This window comes from Corynebacterium lubricantis DSM 45231 (assembly GCF_000379425.1).
Taxonomy (GTDB): Bacteria; Actinomycetota; Actinomycetes; order Mycobacteriales; family Mycobacteriaceae; genus Corynebacterium; species Corynebacterium lubricantis.
This window is the reverse complement of the sequence record NZ_KB902185.1, coordinates 12352-35782: the sequence shown is the minus strand read 5'-3', so window position 1 is coordinate 35782 and position 23431 is coordinate 12352. Positions and strand designations below refer to the sequence as shown.

The 23431-nt window shown below is 59.5% G+C and carries 19 protein-coding genes; 9 read left to right on the top strand and 10 right to left on the bottom strand.

Translation table 11 applies throughout. The features are described 5' to 3' along the window. Positions 1 to 39: 39 nt before the first annotated feature. On the bottom strand, positions 40 to 945 hold the full coding sequence (locus A37O_RS0103580; protein WP_018296128.1) for a glycosyltransferase: 906 nt from the start codon (positions 943 to 945) through the stop codon (positions 40 to 42). 164 nt (positions 946 to 1109) lie between these two features. Here A37O_RS0103580 and A37O_RS0103575 point away from each other — a divergent pair, with 164 nt between their 5' ends. Beyond that, positions 1110 to 2681 carry an LCP family protein gene (locus tag A37O_RS0103575; RefSeq protein ID WP_026196103.1) on the top strand — a complete coding sequence of 524 codons (1572 nt, stop codon included), beginning with the start codon at positions 1110 to 1112 and terminating at the stop codon, positions 2679 to 2681. A 10-nt stretch (positions 2682 to 2691) separates the two neighbouring features. On the opposite strand, the gene A37O_RS0103570 is transcribed toward A37O_RS0103575, so the two are convergent. After that, the gene (locus A37O_RS0103570) at positions 2692 to 3282 is read right to left on the bottom strand and encodes a hypothetical protein (RefSeq protein ID WP_026196102.1); all 591 of its coding nucleotides are present in this window, start codon (positions 3280 to 3282) and stop codon (positions 2692 to 2694) included. Between the two features lie 231 nt (positions 3283 to 3513). Between A37O_RS0103570 and A37O_RS0103565 the strand changes: the two genes are divergently transcribed. Then, positions 3514 to 4869 carry a GntP family permease gene (locus tag A37O_RS0103565; RefSeq protein ID WP_018296125.1) on the top strand — a complete coding sequence of 452 codons (1356 nt, stop codon included), beginning with the start codon at positions 3514 to 3516 and terminating at the stop codon, positions 4867 to 4869. Here the strand turns inward: A37O_RS0103565 and A37O_RS0103560 are convergent. Continuing rightward, positions 4862 to 6178, bottom strand: a complete 1317-nt coding sequence (locus tag A37O_RS0103560; RefSeq protein WP_018296124.1) for a M20 family metallopeptidase — start codon at positions 6176 to 6178, stop codon at positions 4862 to 4864. The genes A37O_RS0103565 and A37O_RS0103560 overlap by 8 nt on opposite strands. A gap of 23 nt (positions 6179 to 6201) precedes the next feature. Beyond that, positions 6202 to 7785: an AbgT family transporter gene (locus A37O_RS0103555; RefSeq protein ID WP_018296123.1), complete on the bottom strand. Its 1584-nt coding sequence runs from the start codon at positions 7783 to 7785 to the stop codon at positions 6202 to 6204. 161 nt (positions 7786 to 7946) lie between these two features. On the opposite strand from A37O_RS0103555, the gene A37O_RS0103550 reads away from it, so the two are divergent. Together A37O_RS0103550 and A37O_RS0103545 are read left to right on the top strand one after the other, a co-directional pair. Then, entirely contained in the window at positions 7947 to 8603 is a 657-nt protein-coding gene (locus A37O_RS0103550) for a TIGR03089 family protein (protein ID WP_018296122.1), read from the top strand. Between the two features lie 78 nt (positions 8604 to 8681). Beyond that, entirely contained in the window at positions 8682 to 8993 is a 312-nt protein-coding gene (locus A37O_RS0103545; RefSeq protein ID WP_018296121.1) for a hypothetical protein, read from the top strand. Positions 8994 to 8999: 6 nt separating this feature from the next. On the opposite strand, the gene A37O_RS0103540 is transcribed toward A37O_RS0103545, so the two are convergent. Further along, positions 9000 to 9881, bottom strand: coding sequence for a hypothetical protein (locus tag A37O_RS0103540; protein WP_018296120.1), 882 nt, complete (start codon positions 9879 to 9881; stop codon positions 9000 to 9002). A 152-nt stretch (positions 9882 to 10033) separates the two neighbouring features. Between A37O_RS0103540 and A37O_RS0103535 the strand changes: the two genes are divergently transcribed. Continuing rightward, positions 10034 to 10831 carry a glucose 1-dehydrogenase gene (locus A37O_RS0103535; RefSeq protein WP_018296119.1) on the top strand — a complete coding sequence of 266 codons (798 nt, stop codon included), beginning with the start codon at positions 10034 to 10036 and terminating at the stop codon, positions 10829 to 10831. Here A37O_RS0103535 and A37O_RS0103530 read toward each other — a convergent pair. Genes A37O_RS0103530 through A37O_RS0103520 form a run of 3 tightly spaced genes read right to left on the bottom strand, consistent with a single transcriptional unit; the run spans position 10828 to position 13027 of the window. Further along, positions 10828 to 11301: a YdcF family protein gene (locus A37O_RS0103530; RefSeq protein WP_018296118.1), complete on the bottom strand. Its 474-nt coding sequence runs from the start codon at positions 11299 to 11301 to the stop codon at positions 10828 to 10830. The two genes, A37O_RS0103535 and A37O_RS0103530, sit on opposite strands and share 4 nt — an antisense overlap. A gap of 3 nt (positions 11302 to 11304) precedes the next feature. After that, positions 11305 to 11805 (bottom strand): 5-(carboxyamino)imidazole ribonucleotide mutase, encoded by a 501-nt coding sequence (gene purE / locus A37O_RS0103525; protein ID WP_026196099.1) that lies wholly within the window; start codon positions 11803 to 11805, stop codon positions 11305 to 11307. Between the two features lie 37 nt (positions 11806 to 11842). Continuing rightward, complete coding sequence (locus A37O_RS0103520) at positions 11843 to 13027, bottom strand: 5-(carboxyamino)imidazole ribonucleotide synthase (protein WP_018296116.1); 1185 nt, start codon at positions 13025 to 13027, stop codon at positions 11843 to 11845. Positions 13028 to 13060: 33 nt separating this feature from the next. On the opposite strand from A37O_RS0103520, the gene budA reads away from it, so the two are divergent. Continuing rightward, a complete protein-coding gene (budA, locus tag A37O_RS0103515; RefSeq protein ID WP_018296115.1) occupies positions 13061 to 13786 on the top strand; it encodes an acetolactate decarboxylase in 726 nt (241 codons plus the stop codon). Here the strand turns inward: budA and A37O_RS0103510 are convergent. Together A37O_RS0103510 and A37O_RS0103505 are read right to left on the bottom strand one after the other, a co-directional pair. Continuing rightward, positions 13783 to 14244 carry a YdbT family protein gene (locus tag A37O_RS0103510; protein WP_026196098.1) on the bottom strand — a complete coding sequence of 154 codons (462 nt, stop codon included), beginning with the start codon at positions 14242 to 14244 and terminating at the stop codon, positions 13783 to 13785. The genes budA and A37O_RS0103510 overlap by 4 nt on opposite strands. Positions 14245 to 14255: 11 nt before the next feature. Further along, positions 14256 to 14984 carry a biotin--[acetyl-CoA-carboxylase] ligase gene (locus A37O_RS0103505; protein WP_018296113.1) on the bottom strand — a complete coding sequence of 243 codons (729 nt, stop codon included), beginning with the start codon at positions 14982 to 14984 and terminating at the stop codon, positions 14256 to 14258. A 159-nt stretch (positions 14985 to 15143) separates the two neighbouring features. Between A37O_RS0103505 and A37O_RS0103500 the strand changes: the two genes are divergently transcribed. The 3 genes from A37O_RS0103500 (at position 15144) to A37O_RS15785 (ending at position 23398) form a co-directional block, all read left to right on the top strand. After that, entirely contained in the window at positions 15144 to 16775 is a 1632-nt protein-coding gene (locus A37O_RS0103500; protein WP_018296112.1) for an acyl-CoA carboxylase subunit beta, read from the top strand. Positions 16776 to 16984: 209 nt separating this feature from the next. Continuing rightward, positions 16985 to 22183, top strand: a complete 5199-nt coding sequence (locus A37O_RS0103495; RefSeq protein ID WP_018296111.1) for an AAA domain-containing protein — start codon at positions 16985 to 16987, stop codon at positions 22181 to 22183. Positions 22184 to 22321: 138 nt separating this feature from the next. Next, positions 22322 to 23398 carry an HNH endonuclease signature motif containing protein gene (locus A37O_RS15785; protein WP_018296110.1) on the top strand — a complete coding sequence of 359 codons (1077 nt, stop codon included), beginning with the start codon at positions 22322 to 22324 and terminating at the stop codon, positions 23396 to 23398. The last annotated feature ends 33 nt before the right edge of the window (positions 23399 to 23431 follow it).

Here is a 23431-nt window from a genome sequence, read left to right as displayed (position 1 = left end):
CCTCGTGTGTTCAGTATTACGTGTTAAAAATTAAAACTATCAGGAAGATTTGCCCGCACGACGCAACTCAATGGCCTCGCGGAGTCGCAATCCTGCCCACAGCGCACCACGCAAGGGAGCCTGCCACCACTCTGGGTAACGATCGGCCTGGAAGCGGTACGCCGAAGAATGGTGCGCCCGCAGCGTTAGCTGGGAGTGCTCGTTGGCCGAATGTCCCTGGTCGTGCACGATTTTCGCGCTGGGGCAATATTGGCTGACCCAGCCCGCGCGTGCGAGCCTATCGCCGAAATCAACGTCCTCGAGGTACATGAAATAGCGCTCGTCGAAGCCGCCGATCTCTTCGAAAGCCGAAAAACGCACGGCCAGACACGCGCCCGAGAGCCAGCCCGCCGCGCGCTCGGAGCCCATTTCTTCGCCCCGCTTATACGCCGCGGTAAAGGGGTTCGCGGGCCAGATATTCGACAGCAGCGCGTGGCCGATGCCAGTGACCAGGTTGGGTTGGTTGCGCGCCGAGGGGTAGGCCGAGCCGTCGGCTTCGACGATTTGTGGGCCGGTCGCTCCCCTGCGCTCGTCGGCGATGAGGCACCGGACGAGCTCGTCGATGGCGCCGGGCAAGAACTCCACATCAGGGTTGGAAATGACGAAAAAGTCGGGGTGAACCACACCCTCGTCGCGAAGCGAGGCTAAACGACGAGCTGCCGCATTGATCGCCGGACCGTAACCCAAATTTCCGCCGGTCGGGAAAAACTCAACGTTCTCGTAGTCCTTGGCAGCCTGCTCGGGCACACCGTCGGTCGAGCCGTTGTCGGCCAAAATGACGTAGGTCCCAGTCCGCGAGGCCTCCGGGAGCGACTCCAGGAACGGCGCGAGGTGGCGTCCCGGCGAGTACGTCACGGCGATCACGGCGACAGGCAGTGCGTCCGAGGTGGGTTCGTTGATGATCACAATGGGCCAAGCTTACCTACTGAATCCGCCGAGCCGCGTATTCGTATCTCGGTTTTGCGGGTGCGTGTCGTATAATTTAGGCCACTTGTGTCGTGCAGGCGGGTGACCCCGGTTGACGACGGTGAGAAATACTAACCCCGAGCAGTTTTAAGGTGCGTGACCGCGTGAGTCCTTCCCATCGAAGTAGTCGCGATATTCAACCCGCGCCAAGCCACTTCCGGGACGTCTCCCAAACGGGCAATAAGTACCTCAAGGTGCTCCTGGCCATTATTGCTGTGATCATCCTGGCCGTCTCCGCCATTGGTTATTGGACGGTCGGTCGCCTCGGCGGCGAAATCTCCGGCGCGGAGCTCATGCTCGGCGGCGACGATGCCACAGGCAATGCGCCCGACGGCGCGACAGACATTCTGCTCGTCGGTTCCGATTCGCGCACAGACGCGCAGGGCAATCCGCTTAGCGACGAAGAGCTCGCCCGTCTCAACGCCGGCGAGGCCGATGGCGAGCTCAATACCGACACCATCATGGTGATCCGTGTGCCCAACGACGGATCAAAGGCCTATGCCGTCTCGATTCCCCGCGACACCTATATCCATTCTGAAGACTACGGCAATATCAAGATCAATAGCGTCTACGCTTCCTATGCGGCCGATCGCCGCGCCGAGCTACTTGCCGATGGCCAAGAAGAGGACCGCAAACTCGAGGAAGCTGTCGCTTCTTCCGGCCAGCAGGGCCTGATTGATGTCGTAGCTGAACTCACCGGAGTCGAAGTGGACCACTACGCCGAGGTCGGCCTGCTCGGCTTTGTCCTGCTCACCGACGCAATTGGTGGCGTGGATGTTTGCCTGAACGCGGCCGTCGATGATCCTTTCTCAGGCGCGAAATTCCCGGCTGGTCGGTCCACGCTCGACGGCACCGAGGCGCTGGCCTTTGTACGCCAGCGCCATGGGCTGCCACGCGGCGACCTCGACCGGATTGTGCGCCAGCAGGCCTATATGGCGTCATTAGTGCAGAAGGTGCTCAGCGCAGGAACGCTGACCAACCCCGCACGGCTCAGCGAACTGGGCACCGCGGTCGAACGCTCGGTGACCATTGATAAGGGCTGGAACATCATGGACTTCGCGTCCCAGCTGGCCAACCTGGCGGGTGGAAACGTGACCTTTACGACCATCCCGGTCACCTCCATTGACGGCACCGGCGACTACGGCGAATCGATTGTCACCGTCGATCCGAACGAAGTACACACCTTCATGGACGACATGGCCAAGCCCGACGAGCCGGATCCTGAAGATGCACCGGCTACCGAGGACACCGCCCCAGCCGTGGATCCTGTGCTCGATTCCTACAGCATCCAGGTGCTCAACGCTGGCACGACTGCTGGTCTGGCCGGCGGTGTAGCTTCCTGGCTGCAGGAGGAAGGTCTCAACGTGGAAGGTTCCTCCAACGCTATGGAGGGCATCTACTTCGGCTCCCAGGTTGTCGCGGCAGATGCCACCGATCCCGGCGCACGCGCCCTCGCGGAGCTGCTCGGCGGGCTGGAAGTTACCGAAAATGCGGGCCTTGATGCGGACACCCTGATCGTGGTGACCTACGACGATTACACCGGCCCCAAGTCGGATATTCCGGCCGCCGAGACCTCAACCGAGGCACCCGTGGGCACTCCCGGCGCGGACTTCGGCCAGGCCGAGGTGGCGCCTGAGATTTCCGCAGGCTCCGAGGGCCCGCGCTGCGTGAACTAGTTACGACGGCTTAGTCCGACCACGACAGCTCAGCTAAGGATTCCCCGTCCATCCAGCGCTGCATTACCTGCACCGCCTGGGTGGCATCGGCCAGAATCGTGGTGCGGCGCGGCGGCGAAACCTCCAGCGTAAAGCCGTCCAAGGAGGCGAGGTTGGTCGCCTTGATATAGGTGTCCTCGTCGCCCGGATCGTCGATGTTAAAGCGCGTGATCTTGATGAAGTCTTCGTCCTCGGTCATCGATTCCACGATCGGCTCCAGCCCGGCGCGGCTCGCACCGAGGCGGAGGTCGTCGTCGCCACGCAATTGGTACATGAAACTGACGTCCTCGTCGCCGAAACGCAACACCTCCTCATCGGTGCGCAGGCCGTAGCCCTCGGAGAGGGCGACGTCGTCGATCCACGCGAGCACGTCGTCCTCGAAGCCTGCCTGTAGCCCGAAGGTCACCTCGCTGCCTGTGAGCTGCGGAGATTCCAAGCCCTCGATTCCATCTTCCTCCGCCAGCGACAGCACTGTATCGCGGATGTGTGCGAGTTCGTCCGGCTTTCCCGAGGCTCGGGGCGGCGAAAATAACGTGATGGAAGTTGGATTCATACACTCCATTATGCCTGCGACAGGAGGCGGGCTGCATCCTCCCTTGCCTTTAATTATGCAGTTTTCTTATTAGCACGGGTTCAAACAAGTATTGGATGCAATAGGTCGGCGTCTGGGATTGTGTCTTTTAGCAAAAGCTGTGATGTCCATAACAGTGATCCATCACTGTGGCTCATATCGGTAAAGGAGACAACCGTTGTCCAACTCATCACAATCCACTCAGGCTGAAGGGGTGCGCCCATGATCATCGCCTTCCTAGGAATCATCCTTGCCCTCTCCCTGCTGATCACTTTGGCGTACCGCGGCCACTCCGTGGTTGTCGCCGCTCCGATCGCAGCACTCGTCGCCGTGATCTTCTCCGGCGCCCCACTCATGGTCAGCTACTTCCCGCTCTTCCTCACCGGCGCCATCTTCGGCCAGCTGATGGTGGTCAGCGGATTCGCCGAAAACATCGCGCGCTTCATCGCATCGGTCTTCGGCAAGAACCAGGCGATCCTGGTCACCGTCGTGATCACCTCGCTTTTGACCTACGGCGGCGTCAGCGTGTGGGTCATCGCGTTCACCATCGTGCCAATCGCACGCGAGATGTTCCGCCAAAGCGATGTCTCCCTGCGCCTGCTGCCCGCGACCAGCGTGCTGGGTTCCTTCACCTACGCCATGGCCGGACTGCCGGGTACCCCGCAGGTGCACAACGCAATCCCCACTCCGTACTTCGGCACGACCACCTTCGCAGCCCCCGTGCTCAGTTTGATTGCCTGTGCCGTGACTTTCGCGCTCGGCTACGGCTGGCTGCGCTACCGCCAGTCCAGTCTGGCGGGCCGCGGCTTGGGCTTCGCCGAGCTCGGCGGCGCAGCTGCCCGCCACGGTGACACCGAGGTTATCGCTGAAACCAAGGGTGTGCAGTGGAAGGACGCTATCGGCCTGCTCCCGATCGTCGTCATGGTGGCCATCAACGCTTTGTACACCTACGTCATCGGCCCACGCCTGGATACCTCCTACCTTGCCGAGGAAAAGTTCGGCAGTACCGACATCACCTCCGTCATCGGTGTCTGGTCTGTGACCATTGCGCTGGTCATCGCGTGTCTGATGGTGTTCGCCCTCAAGCCTGGCTCCGCCCGCAAGTTCGTCGAGGCGATCAGCGAAGGCGCACGTAAGTCCGTGCTGCCCGTATTCACCACCGGTTCCGAGGTTGGCTTCGGTGCGGTCGTCGCATCCCTCGCCGTCTTCGCTGCCTTCCAGGATTCCCTGTTCAACATCAGTAACAACCCGCTGATCGTCGGCGCCGTAGCCACCGCCGTCATCGCTGGTATTACAGGTTCTGCTTCTGGCGGTATGTCCATTACGCTGCAGGCCTTCGGCGACCAGCTGGCCACCATGGCTGTCGACCAGGGAATCAGCGCCGAGCTCATGCACCGCGTCGTCGCGATGGCGTCTGTCTTCGCCGATGCCCTCCCACACAACGGCGCCGTGGTCACCCTCCTGCTGGTCTGTGGTCTCACCCACCGCCAGGGTTACAAGGATGTTGCCGTTGTCTCCATCGTCGTCGCGCTCATCGGTGTGGCCGTCCTCGTTGGTCTGAGCCTGATTTTCACCTAAGATCAGTCGCCCGAATTGGCCCGCCCGCGTTCTCGAACTCGGAGCGGGCCTTGTTCATGAGGTGGTCGTCGCAAAGCGTATCGACGATCACCTGCCCCAAACCCACCGCCGCGTCGATCGCGGCAGTAACCGCCGCATCGGTCGCGGCGTAGTCGGCGAACTCCTTCGTATGCAGGGCGACGCCGGGCGGGGCGACCTTGATCGTCGGGTGAATACCGGGCACGAGTTGGGAGACGTTGCCGAAATCAGTGGAGGCGGCCTGGGAGTCCGGCAGCACTCCAAAGGGCAGCACTTCCCTGCCCCGGGCTGCCTGCGTCTGCGCCCACCGATCGGCCAAGGTGGTGTTGTTTCGCACGGGTAGCGACATCGGATGTGTATCCCAGGAACGCTCCACCTCGACTCCGGCCATGAGGGCTGCGCCGGTGAGGATATCGTCGATACGCGTGCTTAAGTCCATCAGCGTGTCCACGTACAGCGAGCGGACGTAGATGCTCATCTCGGCGCGCTCGGGGATAATCGAGGCGCGGTGGCCGCCCTCGTCGATGACTGCGTGGATGCGATCCGACGGCGGCATCTGCTGCCGCAGTAGGCCAATGCCCTGGTAGACGAGGTTTGCGGCATCGAGCGCATTGCGACCCATATACGGCTGCATCGACGCGTGCGCCGCGATTCCCTTGAACACGACCTTGAGGGTGCGCCGCCCGATCCAGGTGTGCGCCGAGAGGTCGTAGTTGAAGGGGTGGACCATCACCGCCGCGTCGATGTCGTCAAGCATGCCCGCGCGGATCATGTATTCCTTGCCCGTGTGACCCTCCTCGGCCGGCGTTCCTAGGAACACAATCTTGCCGGAGCCGATGCCCGCCGCTCCCAGGAACCCGCCGACACCCGCGGCCGCGATAATGTTGTGTCCGCACGCATGGCCGATGCCGGGCAGCGCGTCGTATTCGGCGAGCACCGCGATGGTGCGGTGACGGCGCGGATCGAAGTCCACGCTCTGCCACTCCGCGCGCAGGGCCGTGGGCAGGCTATGGGCACCTCGCTTCACGACGAACCCCTGCCGCTCCAGTGTCGTCGCGAGCACCTCGGCCGAGCGAGTCTCCTCGAAGGCGAGCTCGGGGTTGGCGTGCAGGTCGCGCACAATGAAACTCAGCTCGTCGCGGTAGCGCTCGACGTGGTCGGCAACGCGCTGCCAGAGCTCTGCCTGACCCAGGTAGTGCTCCTGTTCCGGGGCGCGGGCCGATTCGATGCTGCGGACTTTCTCGCGCACAATCGCATCCATGTGCGCGAGATACGCATCAGAAGGATTCACTTTCGCTCCTTATTATTCGGGTGCTAGCTGTCCAAGAACACGCCCACACCGGGACCCAGTGGCAAGTCGACGTAGTACCAGACTGCCAGAACAAGGACCCACGAGACCCAAAATGGCACCACGTACGGCAACATGCGCGAGATCAAGGTACCCAAACCCGCTTGTGGTTCGTAGCGCTTGAGCATTCCCAACATCACGATCATAAACGGATTCAGTGGCGTGATGACCTGCGTCGCCGAGTCGCCGACGCGGAACGCGGCCTGAATAAAGGCAGGTTCGTAACCGAGCAGCGCGAACATGGGGACGAACACCGCCGCCATCAGTGTCCACATACCGGAGCCCGAGATGATCAGCAGGTTGAGACACGATGCCAGGATGATAAACGCCAGGATCGCGGGGAATCCGGTCAGTCCAATTGCTTCCAGCCCGGCAGCACCCTGGACCGCGGTCCAGGTGCCGATACCGGTCCAGGAAAACAGCGCCACGAACTGGCCGAGGATGAAGGCGAGCACGAGGAATTCGATCATGTCGATCAGCGACTGCGCCATCATGTCCACCACGTCGCGCGTGTTTTTAATTGCGCCAACGTAGATGCCGTAGACCAGACCGGCGACCATGAAGTAGGCGAAGACGAGGAAGACGATGCCGTCAAGCAGTGGCGAGGCGGGAAGGAACCCGCCCTCGTCGTTACGCCATGGAGACCCGGACGGAAGCACGGCGACGAGCACCAGGATCGTCAGGATCACCAGCGCGAAGAGCGAGGCCTTCAGGCCTTTGGATTCCTGCGCGGTGAGCACCGGCGAGATTTCTTCGGCGGAATCATCGTCGGTCCGCTCGGTTGGCACGTCTTGTTTCCACAAGCGCGGTTCGACGACGCGGTCGGTGATGTAGCCCGCGAGCAAGCCGAGCACGATCGCCGAGACGACGTTGAAGTAGTAGTTGGACAGCGGGTTGACTTCCGTGGTTTCGATGCCAGGCAGTGTTTCCATTACCGCATTGGTGATGCCCGCGAACAGGGCATCGAGGCTGGTGGGGACGAGCGCCGTGGAATACCCCGCACCGACTGAGGCGAAGCCACCGATCAGGCCAGCCACTGGGTGACGACCAGCCGCCTTGAACACCATTGCCGCCAGCGGCGGAACCACGACCCACGCTGCATCCGCCATCACCGAGGCCGTCACACCGACGAGGCCCACCGCATATGGCAGGATCCAGCGCTTCGCCGAGCCGAAGAGCTTCCGGATCATCGCCGCCAGCATGCCGGTTTTCTCCGCCACGCCGACCGCGAGCAGGATGGGCAGCACGGTGACAAGTGGCGGGAATCCGATATAGTTCTCGCCCAAGTTGGTGGTCAGCCACACCATGCCCTCGCCGGTGAACAGACCCTTGATTTCCAGCGTCTCCCCTGATCCCGGGACCTCGACCGAAATCTCCATCAGCGCCATGATCGTGGAGAGCACACCAGTGATCAGAAACAGGCCCAGAAACAGGGCGAACGGCTCGGGGAGTTTGTTTCCCAGCCATTCCACCCCGCCAAGGATCGTGTCCGTCAGCGAGCGCTCTTGAGTCTGGGGTTGAGTCTGGGTCGTGGAACTTTCATCGGCCATGGCAAACATCCTTAATTCGGTCGGGTTCCGATTCGGACTACACTAACGACGCCGCCACGGACACAAGCTCGAACCGATCACTTTTACATAATGCGATTACCCCCGGTTGGTGTTTTCTTTGGCTGAATCATCGCATGCGGTTTTTGCCTACGATGGTTCGCATGAGCTTGCTGCAACCACTTCTTCGCACCGATCCCGCCTCGCCCCGCCTGACTGTTTATAACGAGACAACCGGCGCCCGCATGGAATTTTCCGCGACCACCCTGGACAATTGGGCCAACAAGATCGGCAATATGTTGCTGCAGGAGTTTGACGCCGACGACGACACGCAGATCCGGATCGATCTGCCGATCTCATGGCAGTCGGCCGTGATTCCGCTCGGTATTTACAACGCGGGCGGCACGCCGCTTTTTACTGGCGACGACGCCGAGATCGTCTTCACCACCGTCGAGAATTTCCACGACTGGTCCACGACCGACGACGTGGTTGTTGTCTCCGATGATCCCTTCGGTCGCGGCATCGAGGAATCCGGCGGCGAGCTGCCACTTGGTGCGGTCGACTTCTCCCCCACCGCGCGTTTTTATGGCGACCAGTTTTACGGCCAGGCCCCCGCTCTCGCCGACTTCGCCCAGCCCGACGTGACCGACGAGCGCTACCTCATCAACGGCTGGTCCAACAAGGAGGAGTTCGACCGCCGCATCATGTCCGTCCTCGCCGCCGACGGCTCCGTGGTGGTGGTCACCGGAATGGCGTCCACCGACCGGCTCGCCGAGATCGCGCAGATGGAGAAGGTCACGCACCAATTGGGCGATCTTTGATCTAGCTCAAGGAACCTGACGGTCCGGGCTCGTAGATTCAGGGATGTAAAGAAAATTACTTCCTGAAAGGACACTCCCATGACCGCGAATACCCAGGCTCTGCATCAGGCAATCGTCGATACGCTGCCTCAGACCGAGAAGATTGTGAACACCGTAGTTAAGGTGCACGGCGAAAACCATTCGAACTTAGCGCAGGTCAAGACCGACTTTAACGAGCTTTCATCGGCGCTCAAGGCCGACGACACCGATTCCGCCCGCGGTGCCCAAGCGCGACTGCGCGCCTCCGCGGAGGATTTCGTCACCCCGGCCGACGGCTGCGAGGGCTTCAAAATGATGAACGATCAGCTTTCCACGCTCGACGATGCAGTCACCGCGCTGCTGAAGGCATAGTTCGCTTTACGACGAGCTCCCGCTTCCGGTACTTAAGAAAGCGTTAATGAACGGAAGGAATGGCAGCAAGAGTAGCGATTGGAATTGCGCGATCACGCCCTGGATGCCCTGACCGACAAAGTGCAGGGCGCGGGCGGGATCGCCATTCGCGATTGCCGACGACGCGTTGTCAAAGCCGTAATTAATATCATCGACTTCGTCGGGGCTGACCCACATATCTTCTCGTGGGAGGTCCTCGGAGTCGTCGTAAAGCGCGGTGCCATTCGCGCATGCCTGGAAAGCTTCGTGCAGCGAGGCGTTGAACCTCGCGTTAGTCGATTCGGCTGCAGCAAAGGCATCCGCTTCGAGGGCGTACCATGCGTCCGTCTGCCCCGACTTGTTAATGCGCTTTGGGTGGAAAAGCTCGTGGTAGCCCTGCGCCGTCTCGTTAGCGTGGGCGCGGGCTTGGGCCTGACCGTACTGTTTAGTCACTCCCTGTAGGTTGCGGTAGCTATTTTCATACTCGCCGCGCACAGCGGTAAGGATATCGAGACCGAGCCATTCGCCGTATCCTGCAGCATTCGACAGCCCGTTGACCTTTTCAATGAGCTGATAGATGTGATCGGGTTCTGCGACATTACCCCGCTGTGCGACGGTGGCGCGGCCGTGGGCTGCCAATACTTCAATGTCGGCGGCTGCAGCAGGGACCCGCTGTTTTGCCAGATCAACGAAGGTATTTCTGTAGATCTGCTCGTATTCGTATTGCAGCTGCGCATCGCCGTGGGTTGCCTGGAGGTGGCAGCCACCGTAGGAAACTGGGGTCACTTCGAACGCGTTAGCAGGTGTTACCGCAATGCCCGTGAGAAGTACCGCCGAAACGGCCGCTGAGAGGAGGCTCCGGGATTTCATGCGCGCAACTCCGAATCTGAGTAAAGGTTGGGAAAATGGTGTCTGTTTAATACATCCGGTTGAGTGGGAGGTTCGTTACTTTCGCCAATGGCAATCAATTGAATCCGTACGATGGGTTTTGTACTGCAAACACTTGAAAATGAAGGAAAACAATGTCAATTGACCTCACCAAACGATTCGCAAACAAGTCAGTAGTCATCACGGGAGGTGCGTCCGGCCTCGGACTGGCAACCGCAGAACGTGTTGCCCAAGAAGGCGCTAACCTCTTTTTGGTCGACCTCAACGAGGACGCTCTCCAGCAAGCCAAGTCTCAGCTTGAGGAAGAAAACCCAGGCGTTAAGGTCGAGGTATTAACAGCCAACGTCGCACACGAGGACGAAGTAAAAGCCTACGTTGCTAAGGCAGTCGAAGTTTTCGGACGCATTGACGGATTTTTCAACAACGCAGGCATCGAGGGGACCCAAAACCTGACCCATGAGTTTGGGTCCGATGAATTCGCTCGCGTCCTCGGCGTGAACCTCAACGGCGTTTTCTTCGGTATGGCTGAAGTTCTCAAGCAAATGGTCAAGCAAGGTGGCGGCCAGATTGTTAATGCTGCTTCCGTCGGTGGCATTCGAGGCGTGGGCAACCAGTCCGGTTATGCTGCATCGAAGCACGGTGTCATCGGACTCACCCGAAACTCCGCTCGTGAGTACGGAACGCAGAACATTTCCATCAACGCGATTGCACCAGGTGCGATCATGACTGCGATGGTGGAAAACTCCCTGAAACAAATGGGTGGCGACAATTGGGAAGAAGCGGGCAAACAGTTCGTTTCTGTCAACCCAACGCAGCGCTTTGGACGTCCGGAAGAGGTCGGCGCACTCGTCGCTTTCCTGCTTTCCGACGATGCCAAGTTCATTAACGGCACCGTCATTCCTATCGACGGTGGCCAGCACGCAATGTATTAATCCCTGCCGCTTTTCATCGCGTGCCTGAGCTTGCGCCAAATCACGCGCGCGATCGAGTGCGGTAGCGCTCCGAGCTCGCGCAAGTAGTTGGCGGGCTTGTCGCTGCACGGAGTGGGGGCCTTGGTCACCGAGATGGGAATTCCCAGGTGCCAGGCCCACACTTTTGTGCGCGCGGCGTGGAAGTTGTTCGTGACCACGTCGAGATGCTCGGCGTCAGGCGCGAGTGCGCGCGAGTTCTCCAAGTTCTCGTTCGTGGAGGTCGCCGCGTTTTCCTCGACAATGTCCTCGCGCGGGATGCCATTGCGGACCAACCACTCCGCCATCACCCCGGCCTCATCTTTGCCCGAAACAATGATGGGGCGCGGACCCGTCTGTATATAGAGGCGTCGCGCTACTTTGAGACGTTCCACCAGAATTCGCACTGGCAGCCCGTCTCTGGTTTTCGCGCCCAGCACCACGATGGGATCCACAGGTTATTCACCCATGAGGCGCTGCTTGAGCGCTTCGTCCTTCTTTTCCACTTCGGCTGCGAGGTTGGCCTGGTAGTCGGCCATGCGCTGCATGATGCGGTCATCGCCAGTGCCGAGCATGCGGGCCGCCAGCAAACCAGCGTTCTTTGCGCCGCCGATAGACACGGTTGCCACAGGCACACCGGCGGGCATCTGCACGATGGACAGCAGCGAATCCATGCCGTCGAGGTCCTTGAGCGCGCGCGGGATGCCAATCACTGGCAGCGGAGTCGCCGCCGCAACCATGCCCGGCAAGTGTGCAGCCCCTCCGGCACACGCGATGATGACCTTCAGGCCCTTGTCGCGCGCGCCCTTAGCGTACGACAGCATCCGCTCAGGGGTGCGGTGCGCGCTGAGCACACCCACTTCGAAGGGGATGCCGAACTCGGCGAGTACTTCTGCTGCCGGCTCGACGGTGTCCCAGTCGGAATCGGAGCCCATGATTAGTCCTACTAACGGTTGCATGGGCTTTATTCTGCCACGCCAATCCCGTCCAGGCGCATTACACCCAGGTCGCGGTGACCAAATAGTGCGCGGCGGCGCGCGCGATATTGCAGGTCTCGGTCGGGTCCTGACCGGTCACGTTCACGTGTCCGATCTTGCGCCCGGCGCGCCACGTCTTGCCATAGAGGTGCACCTTGACCTGCGGGTAGCGCTCCATCACCGCACGCACGCGCTCATGCATCGGCATGTCCGGGTCGGTGTCGGCGCCCAGCACGTTTGCCATCACGGTCGTCGGCGCGCTCTGGTCCGTCGAGCCGAGCGGCCAATCCAGCACGGCGCGCAGGTGCTGCTCGAACTGACTGGTCACGCAGCCGTCTTGCGTCCAGTGGCCGGTGTTGTGCGGGCGCATAGCCAGCTCGTTGACGCTCACGGCAGGCTGACCCGCCTCGTCGAGATGCTCAAACAGCTCCACCGCCAGCACACCGGTGACACCCAGCTCGGAAGCGATGCGCTTAGCCAAGTCCTGGCAGTAATCGGCGAGATTCTCGCTCAAATCCGGCGCCGGCGCGATCGCCTCGACGCAGATGCCGTTCTTCTGCACCGATTCCACGACCGGCCACGCCCGCACCTCGCCGGAAGCGTTGCGCGCGACCATCGCCGAAAGTTCGCGGCTAAAGGCTACTTTGCGCTCGGCCATGAGAGGCACGCCTTCGTCGAGAAGCTTCACGACGAGCTCCTGTAGTTCCGCCTTGCTGTCCGGGAACCACACGCCGTGTCCGTCGTAGCCGCCGCGCGTGGCCTTCAGGCAAACCTCGCCGGAGACGGCATCCCAAAATTCGCCCGCCTGCTCGGCCGATTCGATGCCGAAGAAGGCCGGGATGGGCGCGCCAATTTCGCGCAGCTTTTTGCGCATGACCAGCTTGTCTTGGGCGTTGACTAGCGCCTCGGGGCCGGGCTGAACGTTGAGGCCCTCGTCGATAAGCGTGCGAAGGTGCTCCGTGGGAACATGCTCGTGGTCGAAGGTGACGGCATCGGCGCCCGCGACGGTGCGGTGCAGGTCGTCGAGGTTGGTGTAATCGCCAAGCTCGACGTCAGGGATGACCTGGGCCGCCGAAGAATCCTTGGCTCCGGCCAAAAGTCGCAGGTGAATACCCAGTTCGATGGCTTCGGTCTGCATCATGCGGGCGAGTTGGCCGTCGCCGATGACGGCAACGGTGGGAGAAGCGGATTCAGGATTAGTCATGGTGTTCAATCATACAGCCGTAGGATTGAAAGTATGAAGGGCATCGTGCGGCACACAATCTTCCAAAATTCACTCATGTCGGGCCTGCTTGACGGGATTTACGACGGCGAGATGACCATCGGCGAAATCCTCGGCAACGGCAACTTCGGCCTCGGCACCTTCGACGCGCTCGACGGCGAAATGATCATCATCGACGGCGTGTGTTACCGGCTGCGCGGCGACGGCACCGCCAGCGTCGCGGACCTCGACGATCGCAGCCCGTTCGCCGTGGCCACGAACTTCGTCCCGCGGATCACGGCGGCCGCACCGAAGGGAATGCGGCGCAGCGAACTGTCCGCATTTATCGACGAGATGGAGCCCAGCGCGAACTACATGTACGCCGTGCGCATTATCGGGCTTTTCGACGAGGTGGTCACCCGGACCGTGACGAAACAGGAAAAGCCCTACCGGCCGATGACCGAGGCGGTGGGCGATGATGCCGAGCTGCATTTCACGGATGTCAGCGGCATCATTGGCGGTTTCCGCACCCCGATTTATGAGAAAGGTATCGGCGTGCCGGGCTGTCATGTGCATTTTATCGACGACGCGCGTTCCACCGGCGGCCACGTGTTGGATTACACCGTGCGCGAGGCCACGATCGAGCTCTGTCCGGGCACGAATCTGGACCTGCGGTTGCCGCTGTCGAAGGAATTCGCGCGCGGCAATCTGGCGCCGGAGGATCTGGATTCACAGATCCACTCGACCGAGGTGAAGAGCTAGTAAATTTCGCGCGGGCGGGTGCGCAGAATCTGCTCGACCTTTTTCGATTTGCCCACGTTAGCGAAGTAAATCGGCCGGTCAAATCCGTAGACCGCCAGCGAGATGCCGCCCTTGTAACGGCGCGCGGAGTGAATCTGGCTCAGCGGAATCGAATCCACGCGGTTGCGCAGCTCCCCAGAGCGCGCGAGCACCCGCTTGTTCGTCACCACGAAGCGCTGCTTGCGGGATTTCAGCAGCGGTAGGACAAACCGCCACGCGGCGAGCAGGGCCCATAATGCGACGACGAGGTTGCGGATCTGCACGTCGATCACGGATCCGGGCTGGTCCATGAATCCGATGACGATCCAGCAAATGCCCGTGATCAGGACCAATTCAAGGAACGGAAAGGTCATGGAGCTCAGCGGCGCGCACATGTCGGCGCGCACGTACTCTCCCCTGCCCAATTTAAACCGTGCCATAGGAATGAAGTCTACCGCGGGCGCAAGTGGGTTACGTCCCCGGCCGAATACGCCACGCTATTAACGACGATTTCACCGTGGTCGTTGACACCGTCGACAGTGCCGAAGATGTCGCCCGCCGGAGTCATCAGCTTCACTTCTTGGCCGATGCTCGAACAGACTGCGCGGTAGTCCTTAAGCAGCGCGGGGTCGCCGGCGCGCCACTGCGCTAGGCGTCTGCCCATCGCCGCCAACAGGTCAGCGGCGAGATCCGTCCAGTCGAAGTCAATGCCGGCTAGCTTGAGCGACGTGGCGTGCTCGACGGGAAGCTGCTCTGCCGTAAGGGCCACGTTGAGGCCAATGCCGACCACCACGCGCGGTGCGTCGCCCGAAAAGTCTGCCTCGGACAGGATCCCGGCGAGCTTCTTGCCGTTTAAGAGCACGTCATTGGGCCACTTCAGGCGGGCTTCCGGGATCACGTCGGTGACCGCGACACCGACCGTCAGCGGGATGAGACCGATGTCGGCGGCCAGGGGGTCGTCGATAAGCACTGACAGTGATAACTGTGTGCCTTTCGGTGACTGCCATGCGCGACCCAGGCGGCCCTTGCCCGCGGTCTGCTCGCCGGCGATGAGCGCGCTGCCCGGCGTGCCGCTCGAGAGTTGCGCGGTGTTGGTGGAGCCGACGGAGTCGATGTAGGTGACGGTGGGCCACCATTCGGTAACGCGGGCGCGGACTGCGTCGATATCAATTAAGGTCATTTAGCCAGGTTACCGCTTCCAAAACGTAACGTGTGTCACGCGTGTCGAATTAATTCGTAACTAGAAACTATTTTTGACCTGCAACAATACTAAGAGTGATATACGTCACGGCGATTCAATGGTGGATTATCGCAGTTTGGTTGTCTACACTTCCAAAACATGACAGTTTCCTCAAGTTTCACGGATCTCGAGAACATCGCCGACAACCAGACCACTGCCGGTAAAATCGCTGACCTGAAGAAGCGCCGCGCCGAGGCTGCCCAGCCGATGGGCGAGAAGGCGATCGAAAAGGTACACGAGAAGGGCAAGCTCACCGCCCGCGAACGCCTCGACTACCTGCTCGACGAAGGCTCCTTCGTGGAAACCGACCAGCTCGCGCGCCACCGCACCCACGACTTCGGCATGCAGGCGAAGCGTCCTGTCACCGACGGCATCGTCACCGGCTGGGGCACCATCGACGGCCGCGAAGTCTGCATCTTCTCCCAGGACGGCACCGTCTTCGGCGGCGCACTCGGCGAGGTGTACGGCGAAAAGATGATCAAGATCATGGAGCTCGCCGTGACCACTGGCCGCCCCCTGATCGGCCTTTACGAAGGTGCCGGCGCACGTATCCAGGACGGCGCTGTGTCGCTGGACCTGATCGCGCAGACCTTCTACCAGAACATCAACGCCTCCGGTGTTGTCCCGCAGATCTCCGTAATCATGGGTGCTTCCGCTGGCGGCAACGCGTACTCCCCTGCGCTGACCGACTTCGTCATCATGGTGGACAAGACCTCCAAGATGTTCGTCACCGGCCCAGACGTGATCAAGACCGTCACCGGCGAGGAAATCACCCAGGAAGAGCTCGGCGGCGCAATGACGCACATGACCACCGCCGGCAACTGCCACTACGTGGCAAAGAACGACGAAGACGCGCTCGACTACGTCTCCGACCTAGTCTCCTTCCTACCTTCCAACAACCGCACCTTCGCGCCAACCGAGGAGCACTCCAAGGACGAGGGCAGCGTTGAGGAAAACATGACCGCCGACGACCTCGCGCTCGACGGCATCATCCCGGACTCCCCAACCCAGCCATACGACGTGCGCGAAGTGATTGAGAAGCTTACCGACGACGGCGAGTACCTCGAGATCATGGAGCAGCGCGCCGAGAACGTTGTTATCGCTTTTGGACGCATCGAAGGCCAGTCCGTCGGCTTCGTGGCCAACCAGCCCAACGTCTACGCTGGCTGCCTGGACATCGACGCTTCCGAGAAGGCCGCGCGCTTCATCCGCACCTGCGACGCGTTCAACGTGCCGATCGTCATGCTCGTCGACGTCCCGGGCTTCCTGCCTGGCGCTGGCCAGGAGTACGGCGGCATCCTGCGCCGCGGCGCGAAGCTGCTCTACGCCTACGGTGAGGCAACCGTTCCGAAGATCACCGTCACCATGCGCAAGGCTTACGGCGGCGCATACTGCGTGATGGGTTCCAAGGGCCTCGGTGCCGACGTGAACCTCGCGTGGCCAACCGCGCAGATCGCCGTGATGGGCGCTGCCGGAGCCGTCGGCTTCATCTACCGCAAGGAGCTCGCAGAGGCACGCGAGAAGGACCTCGACGTCGACGAACTGGCGAAGAGCTTCGAGCGCGAGTACGAGGACTTCATGCTCAACCCATACCTCGCGGCTGAGCGTGGCCTGATCGACTCGGTCATCCTGCCTTCCGAGACCCGCGGCGTCATCGCCCGCAACCTGCGCCTGTACAAGGACAAGAACGTGACGCGCCCGGCGCGCAAGCACGGCAACATCCCGCTCTAAAGATTGCAGTTTTGCCCCCGCTTCCACGCGGGGGCATTTTTGTGCTTTAAAACGACCCGCTTTACGACGAACGCGTGAATTTAAGGCCTCGCGCCAGTTTTGTAATGCTACCTAAACTCATTGGTTTTTGGATCAAGCATTACACTCATTGAGACGCTTTCATACGCGTCTTCCCAGTGCACCCGGTTGATTCCACGGAGATTGTCCCTATGGCTTCCATTTCTGACAAAGCCTCTCGGCTATTCAAGTACCTCTCCGAGCGGCAACGCTCGAAAGAGAAGACTTACTTTTCCACCGGGGAGTACGCCAAGAACGGCGGTGCAGTTCTCCGCCTCGAAGATCTCACCTCCGAGGCCGCCCAACTTGGTGGCGTGAGGTTTGGCAGTGACCTGCGCCTAGCGCTGTATCCCGAGCACGAAGAGCTGGAATCGTCGCAAAGCAATGGCTCCGATGCCGACCTCATTGCTTCCTTCGAGCGTCCAGACCAGATCGATTTCCCCGAGCTTGATGCCCAGCTAGCCGAGTGGCTTTCGGGTGCGCAAGACAATCCGCACAAGCGGCCCGTTGTTCTGCAATCACGGGAAAACAAGGAAGACCTGTCCGTGGCTGAACTGGACCGTCTCAACCGGTGGCTCGAGCAGTGGGACCTGTGGGCTCTGTCAGCGAAATATCAGGAGCTTTATCAGAAGGCCTTTGATATCCACATGAGCGCTTCCCAAAAGAACGACGAGTTTGAGCTTGTTCTAGGGCTTGGCAATCTCGGCTGGCAGATTCCCAATTCAGACACGATCGACAAGCATGTTTTCAGCATCGTCATTGAAAGCGAACTTGAGAAGCAATCGGGCAACATTTATTTCCGGATCGGCGACGGAAGCCTCCATCCAGAATTTGATGCAGTTTTGTCACAGAAGCTAGCCGACGCTAGTTTTCTCAACGATGTAGAACGTGCCCTTGAGGATTTCGACGGAGCGCTCCTATCCGAAGAGTCGTTTTCTGAGCTCGGCAGTATTACGGTCAATGGACTCAGCACCAACGCCGTCTATGACCCGCGCTGGCAACATACGCATCCGACGACCACGCCAACCCTGTCTTGGGAGCCGACGATTGTGATGCGCCCTCGCCAGCGCGCTGGGCTATCAACTGCGTTTGCGAAAATCGCGGACGACATTCTGGAATCCGGACATGTCCCGCCAGGACTAGTCACACTCTTGGACCCCAATGCTGAGAATCCGGTTCCGCCAAGCTCCGAGCCGGGTGCGGTGCTTGATGTCGACGGGGAAATTTTCACTCCTCTCCCGCTGAATAGAAAGCAACGGGACGTGCTGCAGCGCGTGGATTCGCATGCGCAAACGATCGTGCAAGGACCCCCTGGAACTGGCAAGACCCACATGGCGGCGGCGCTCGTATCGCACTTACTCGCGCAAGGAATGCGCGTGCTTGTTACCGCGGAAGCCGACCGTGCCTTGTACGAGCTGCGTGGCAAACTGCCCGAAGATATCCGTGAGCTGGCCGTTTCGATGATTAGTTCCAACCAAGACGACCTTGCTGACCTCAAGGTTGCCGTTGAGACCATTAACCGCCGCTCCCAAAACTTTAACCCTGATCAGGCGCAAAAAGAGATTCGCAACAACGAGCTTGCGCTAAAACGTTTACAAGAACAGCGGACAGATCTCATGCGTCGGTGGACGGATCGAATGGATTCGGAGCACCAGCATTTTGAGTATGGCGGGCAGTCACTGACGATGGCGCAGGCCGTCGAAGCCTGGCAAAAGGGCGAATCGACGCACCGTTGGATCAAGGACCTCACTATCGCGGACTTGCAGCAGCCTTTCCCGCTGACCCAGGACGAAATCGAAGAATGGATCGAACTTCTCGACGACGACCAACTCCGCACCGCGCCCGAACTGCAGTTTTCCGACCAGTTTGATCTTTCGCTCGTTCCCACCCCCACGGAATTCCGCGCGCAGACCGAGCTGCTCGCTTCTGCGCGGAAAAAGTACGAAGAGCACGCTTCACTTGTCGACGAGGCCACTCTCGACAAATGGAGAATGCTTGGGGACGAAAAGAAGGCGGCTGTGCAAGAAACCGCCCGCGAGCTTGTGAGTGTGAATCACACTGCTTCGAACAGGACTGATCCGTGGATGAGCGAACTGCGCGCGGACGCATCACAGCACCAGCTTTCACCGTGGCGGCGCACGCTGACTGCACTGGAAAACCAGTTGGCCGAACTTGGTTCTATCGTGCAGGGTCTGGCGGGACTGAGAAAGATTTCGGTCGATGGTGCCGTGGATTCCTTCGTCCCGAGCGCGCAGGCGTTGCTGGAGCATGTTCAGTCTGGCGGCGAGATCAAAACGAAGAGCGATGGCACGACGAAGATTGGGCTGTTTACTCCCCGAGTGGTGAAGGAATCACAGGATTTCCTTGAAAAAGTTCGCGTGGACGGAATGCCTCCCACCACAGCCGAGCAGATCGCTGGCTACCTTGGCTACGTCAACTTCGTGTGGTCGGCCGAGAGGTTTCAGAGGGAATGGACGCATGCATCCGCAGCCGACATCTCCTCGCCGATGTCGCAGTTCGAAATTTTCCAGGGATCAGTGAACTCCCTTCGCGAGACCATCGAGCTCTACGAGCGCATCTCATCCGATACTGAACAGCTCAGATCAGTCGGCATCAAGGTTGACCTTGAGCGTCTCGACGAAGTGATCAGCCAACCTCAACAATTGGAGGCGGCTTCAACGGCGTTAGACAAAGCAACCACTCTGACCAATAAACTTCACGCAAGTTTGGACTCTGCCGACGTATTCAAAGAAGAATACCGCCAGCTTCCTTGGGTATTTGAACTGGTAGAGGCCGTATCTTCACTGGACCCAGAGATGTACGAGACTGCCTACTCTCAAGGACAGGACCAATCCGGTGTTGCACCTCGGGCTCGCCATCGAATTACTTTGGGCCAGCGTGTTGCTGGCTGGTCGAAGGATCTGAGCAGTCGGGCGTTTTCTGCCCCGTTGAATAACGAGCAACGCCATCAACTCCGTAACCTTGAAGCGGCACGGCAATGGGCGCTACTGTCTACTGAGCTAGAAAGCCGCAATTCGGACGACGTAGCTAGCCTCCACAATCAGATCGCTGCGATTGATCAGAAAATCAGTCGGGGGCTTTCCACTCTCGCTTCCCATCGCGCCTGGTCGAAGGCTGTCGACCCTTCTCGTATCGATCGTGCGATGAGCTCTAACCTGGTGGCCTACTCTCAAGCCGTCAAACGCTTGGGCAAGGGTACGGGCAAGTATGCCGAGCGACGACGCCGGGATATTCGAAAGCACTTGGAAAGTTCGCGCAGCGCTGTTCCGGTGTGGATCATGCCGATCTATAAAGTGGTTGAACAGTTCCAGTTGGAAGAAAACATGTTTGACGTTGTCATTGTCGACGAAGCTTCGCAGGCAGGCGTCGACTCCGTGTTCCTCCAGTACCTTGCTCCACGCATCGTCGTGATTGGCGACGATAAACAGGTCTCCCCTGCCGCCGTTGGTACTGATCTCGAGGCGCTCAATAGCCTGGCAAGTCAGTTCCTCAGCGACTTTGACAAGATCGACTCGTGGACCGACCCTAAGTTGTCCCTCTTCGATGCTGCCAACATGTGGTACGGCGGCCGGATCGTCCTCGATGAGCACCGACGATCGGTGCCCGAAATCATCGAGTTCTCCAACCAACTGGTCTACCGCCCAGAAAATATCGAACTTCGGCCAGTCCGAGAAATCAAACCTGGCAGATTGGCGCCATTCAAGATCACCCGAACTCCCAACGCTTTCTACTCGGGGACGAAGACCAAGCGAGTCAATGAGGTTGAAGCTCAGGCTTTGGTGGAACGTATCGCTAAAGTTTTCCAAGATCCTGCATACGATGGCAAAACTCTGGGAGTGATCTCACTTCTCAATACTTCCGGCCAAGCCAAATACATCCAGGCGCGTTTGCTTAATGAGCTAGAACCAGCGATTTGGGAAGACCGCGATCTGAAAGTCGGCGGCGCCGAGGATTTCCAGGGTGCTGAACGAGATGTTATTTTCCTGTCGATGGTCCAGCCAAGCACTCCAGGTGAAAGGATTCATCCCCAGAGCACGGCGCGCCATGAGCAGTTGCTCAATGTTGCAGTCAGCCGCGCCAAGGATCAAGTGTGGCTTTTTCATTCGGCCGGGCTCGAAGATCTCAATTCTGAGTTGGACCTTCGAGCTAACCTGTTGCAATACGCATATAGTGTCGCGGAAAGCGCTCCGGAGGCTTCGTCGTCAAACCTCGTCTCAAACGATGAGCCCGTCGAACCCTTCGATTCTCTCTTTGAGCAACGCGTGTACAACATGATTGTCACCCGTGGCTATCAAGTCATTCCGCAGTTCGATGCGTTTGGATACAAGATTGATCTCGTCGTACAAGGCACGGAAGGTCGACTCGCAGTCGAATGCGACGGTGACCACTGGCACGGCGATCAAAACGCTCGAAGCGACCAAGCTCGACAGCGGGACTTGGAACGTCTGGGGTGGAATTTTGTCAGGATTTTTGAGTCTGATTTCTACTTAAACCAGGACTTTGAAATTAATCGTGTGTTCACAGCTCTAGATTCGTTGGGTATCCAGCCCTTCAGCACGAGTTCGACTAACGCGTCTGAAACCCAAAACATCGAGGTCATTGAGGAATTCTACGCGGATTCCCCGACGATCGCCTTCCACGAGAACGACATCGAGCCTGAAGATGCAGCTGAACTTTCTCCCCCACCGGTCGAAGTAGCTCCAGTATTCGCACCAGCGCCAACGCCTCCTCCGAAGCCGTTAATCACCAACCAGCGGGATTTCAGCGACTCCACATTGTCTCTGGCCAACTTGTCTTCGACGAAGAGTGCATCGATTGTGTCTGAATATGTGGAGTTTTCAGGAACGACGGTTCCGGTCGCGGAAGCTTCACCCTTCCAAATCGAGCAGGGAATTCTACAAATTTTACAGGTAGAGGGCCCCATGATCGGCGAGCTCATACACACCCGATATGTTCGGGCTTCCGGGTTCGTGCGGGTCACAAAATCTGTCTCGTCCCCATTGAACCAAGCGCTCAGCCGACTTATCAACGATAAGTCCATCCACGAACTCAACGATGGAAAGCGACTGGGTTACAAGGACCGCACGTTTTATCTGCCGGGAGAACCCTCCGTAGTCTTGCGGGATAAGGGCCCACGGAGCATCTCCGAAATTCCACACGAGGAACTGCGGGAGCTCATGCGGGAAGTCTTTCACGGATCTGGCGCCCGCGACCAAGAAGAGTTGATGCGCCTGACTCTCGCGGAACTCGGCTTTAAGAAGTTGACTAAAAACACGGAACAAATCCTCCGAATTCATTACGACTGGATCATGGCTGAGACTTCAAACTAATCCCCCACAGACTTTTTCGCTTCACGACGACCACGTTGTGCCCGTTTTCTGTGGAAAACCGGTACCCATGAGGTAGGTTATCCACAGGCGAAAACGCCATGTTCTGCGCTTATTCTTTTCGGCCCTAGTGTCAGTGCCATGACAGCACTCAAGAAATTCGCCAACGCGTGGCAAGATGCCATGGCGATCCTGGCCGACGCCGTAGGGATGAAAACTATCGATCTGTGCCAAGTTGGCATGGATACGCAGATGGCTAAACAGATCCACGATCTGTCACTGGTGTACTTTGGGCCGACTCAGGCAACTCGTCGTCAAGCGGAATGCGTCGAAGCAGCTCGCAAGAACCAACACACGATGCACACGCTGGCGGTGATCGAGAAGCTTGCCAAGAAGATCAAGCGCGCCAAGTTGGTGTGGAAGTTCCGGGCAGAAATGTGCGCGGAGATCGCTAATATCCGCACGTTGCAGGCCCTCGGCAGGGGGCTGTTACGCAAGTACAACGGCAAAGAGAAGCCGGTGAACAAGCCCTCGCTAGGTGCGACCGCGATCTCCGGATCAACCTATTCCCGGTTGACCATCGTGGGTCCGAGCCACCAGATTCAGGCGACGTTGGATGCGCTCAATGCCAATTCCGGGGACGAGCATCCGGCGCTCGTGGCGCTGAATCTACTGAATGGCGGGGTCGCTGGCGGCGAGTCGGCGATTACCCCAGCGGTGATTATCTCGCTTGGCGACGCCACAAAGATCATCGAAGGAGACGGCGACGACGTGGTCCTGTCGCTGACCAACGGCACACGGATGACGGGCAAAGACTTCGTTAAGGCGAAACTCGCCGAGAACGGCCTAGTCATGCTGGTCGATCCGGTCGCCGGCCCCGTCAACTTGTATGGCACGAGCCGCTTCCCCAGCCCGAAGCAGCGCACGATGTGCAAACTGGAGAATCCGGTGTGTGCCGCGTACGGCTGCGGGGTCGGCGCAGAGTACTGCCAGGTCAACCATAATGTAGCGTGGAAGAACGGCGGGACTACGAACATTGAGAATTTAGCCACGTGTTGCAGTTTCCATAACGGGCGCAACGACGACGACCGCGACAAGCCAATGTACGGCCACCTCGACCGGATTGATGGCCAGATCTACCACGTACCGGCGTTCGGCGGGGAGCCACTGCTCAACGACAACCCGGTCGCCCAGGGTGGGGCGATGCGGGTGGCGTAGCCGACTGATCACCCCATCAACTAACCCGCTGGA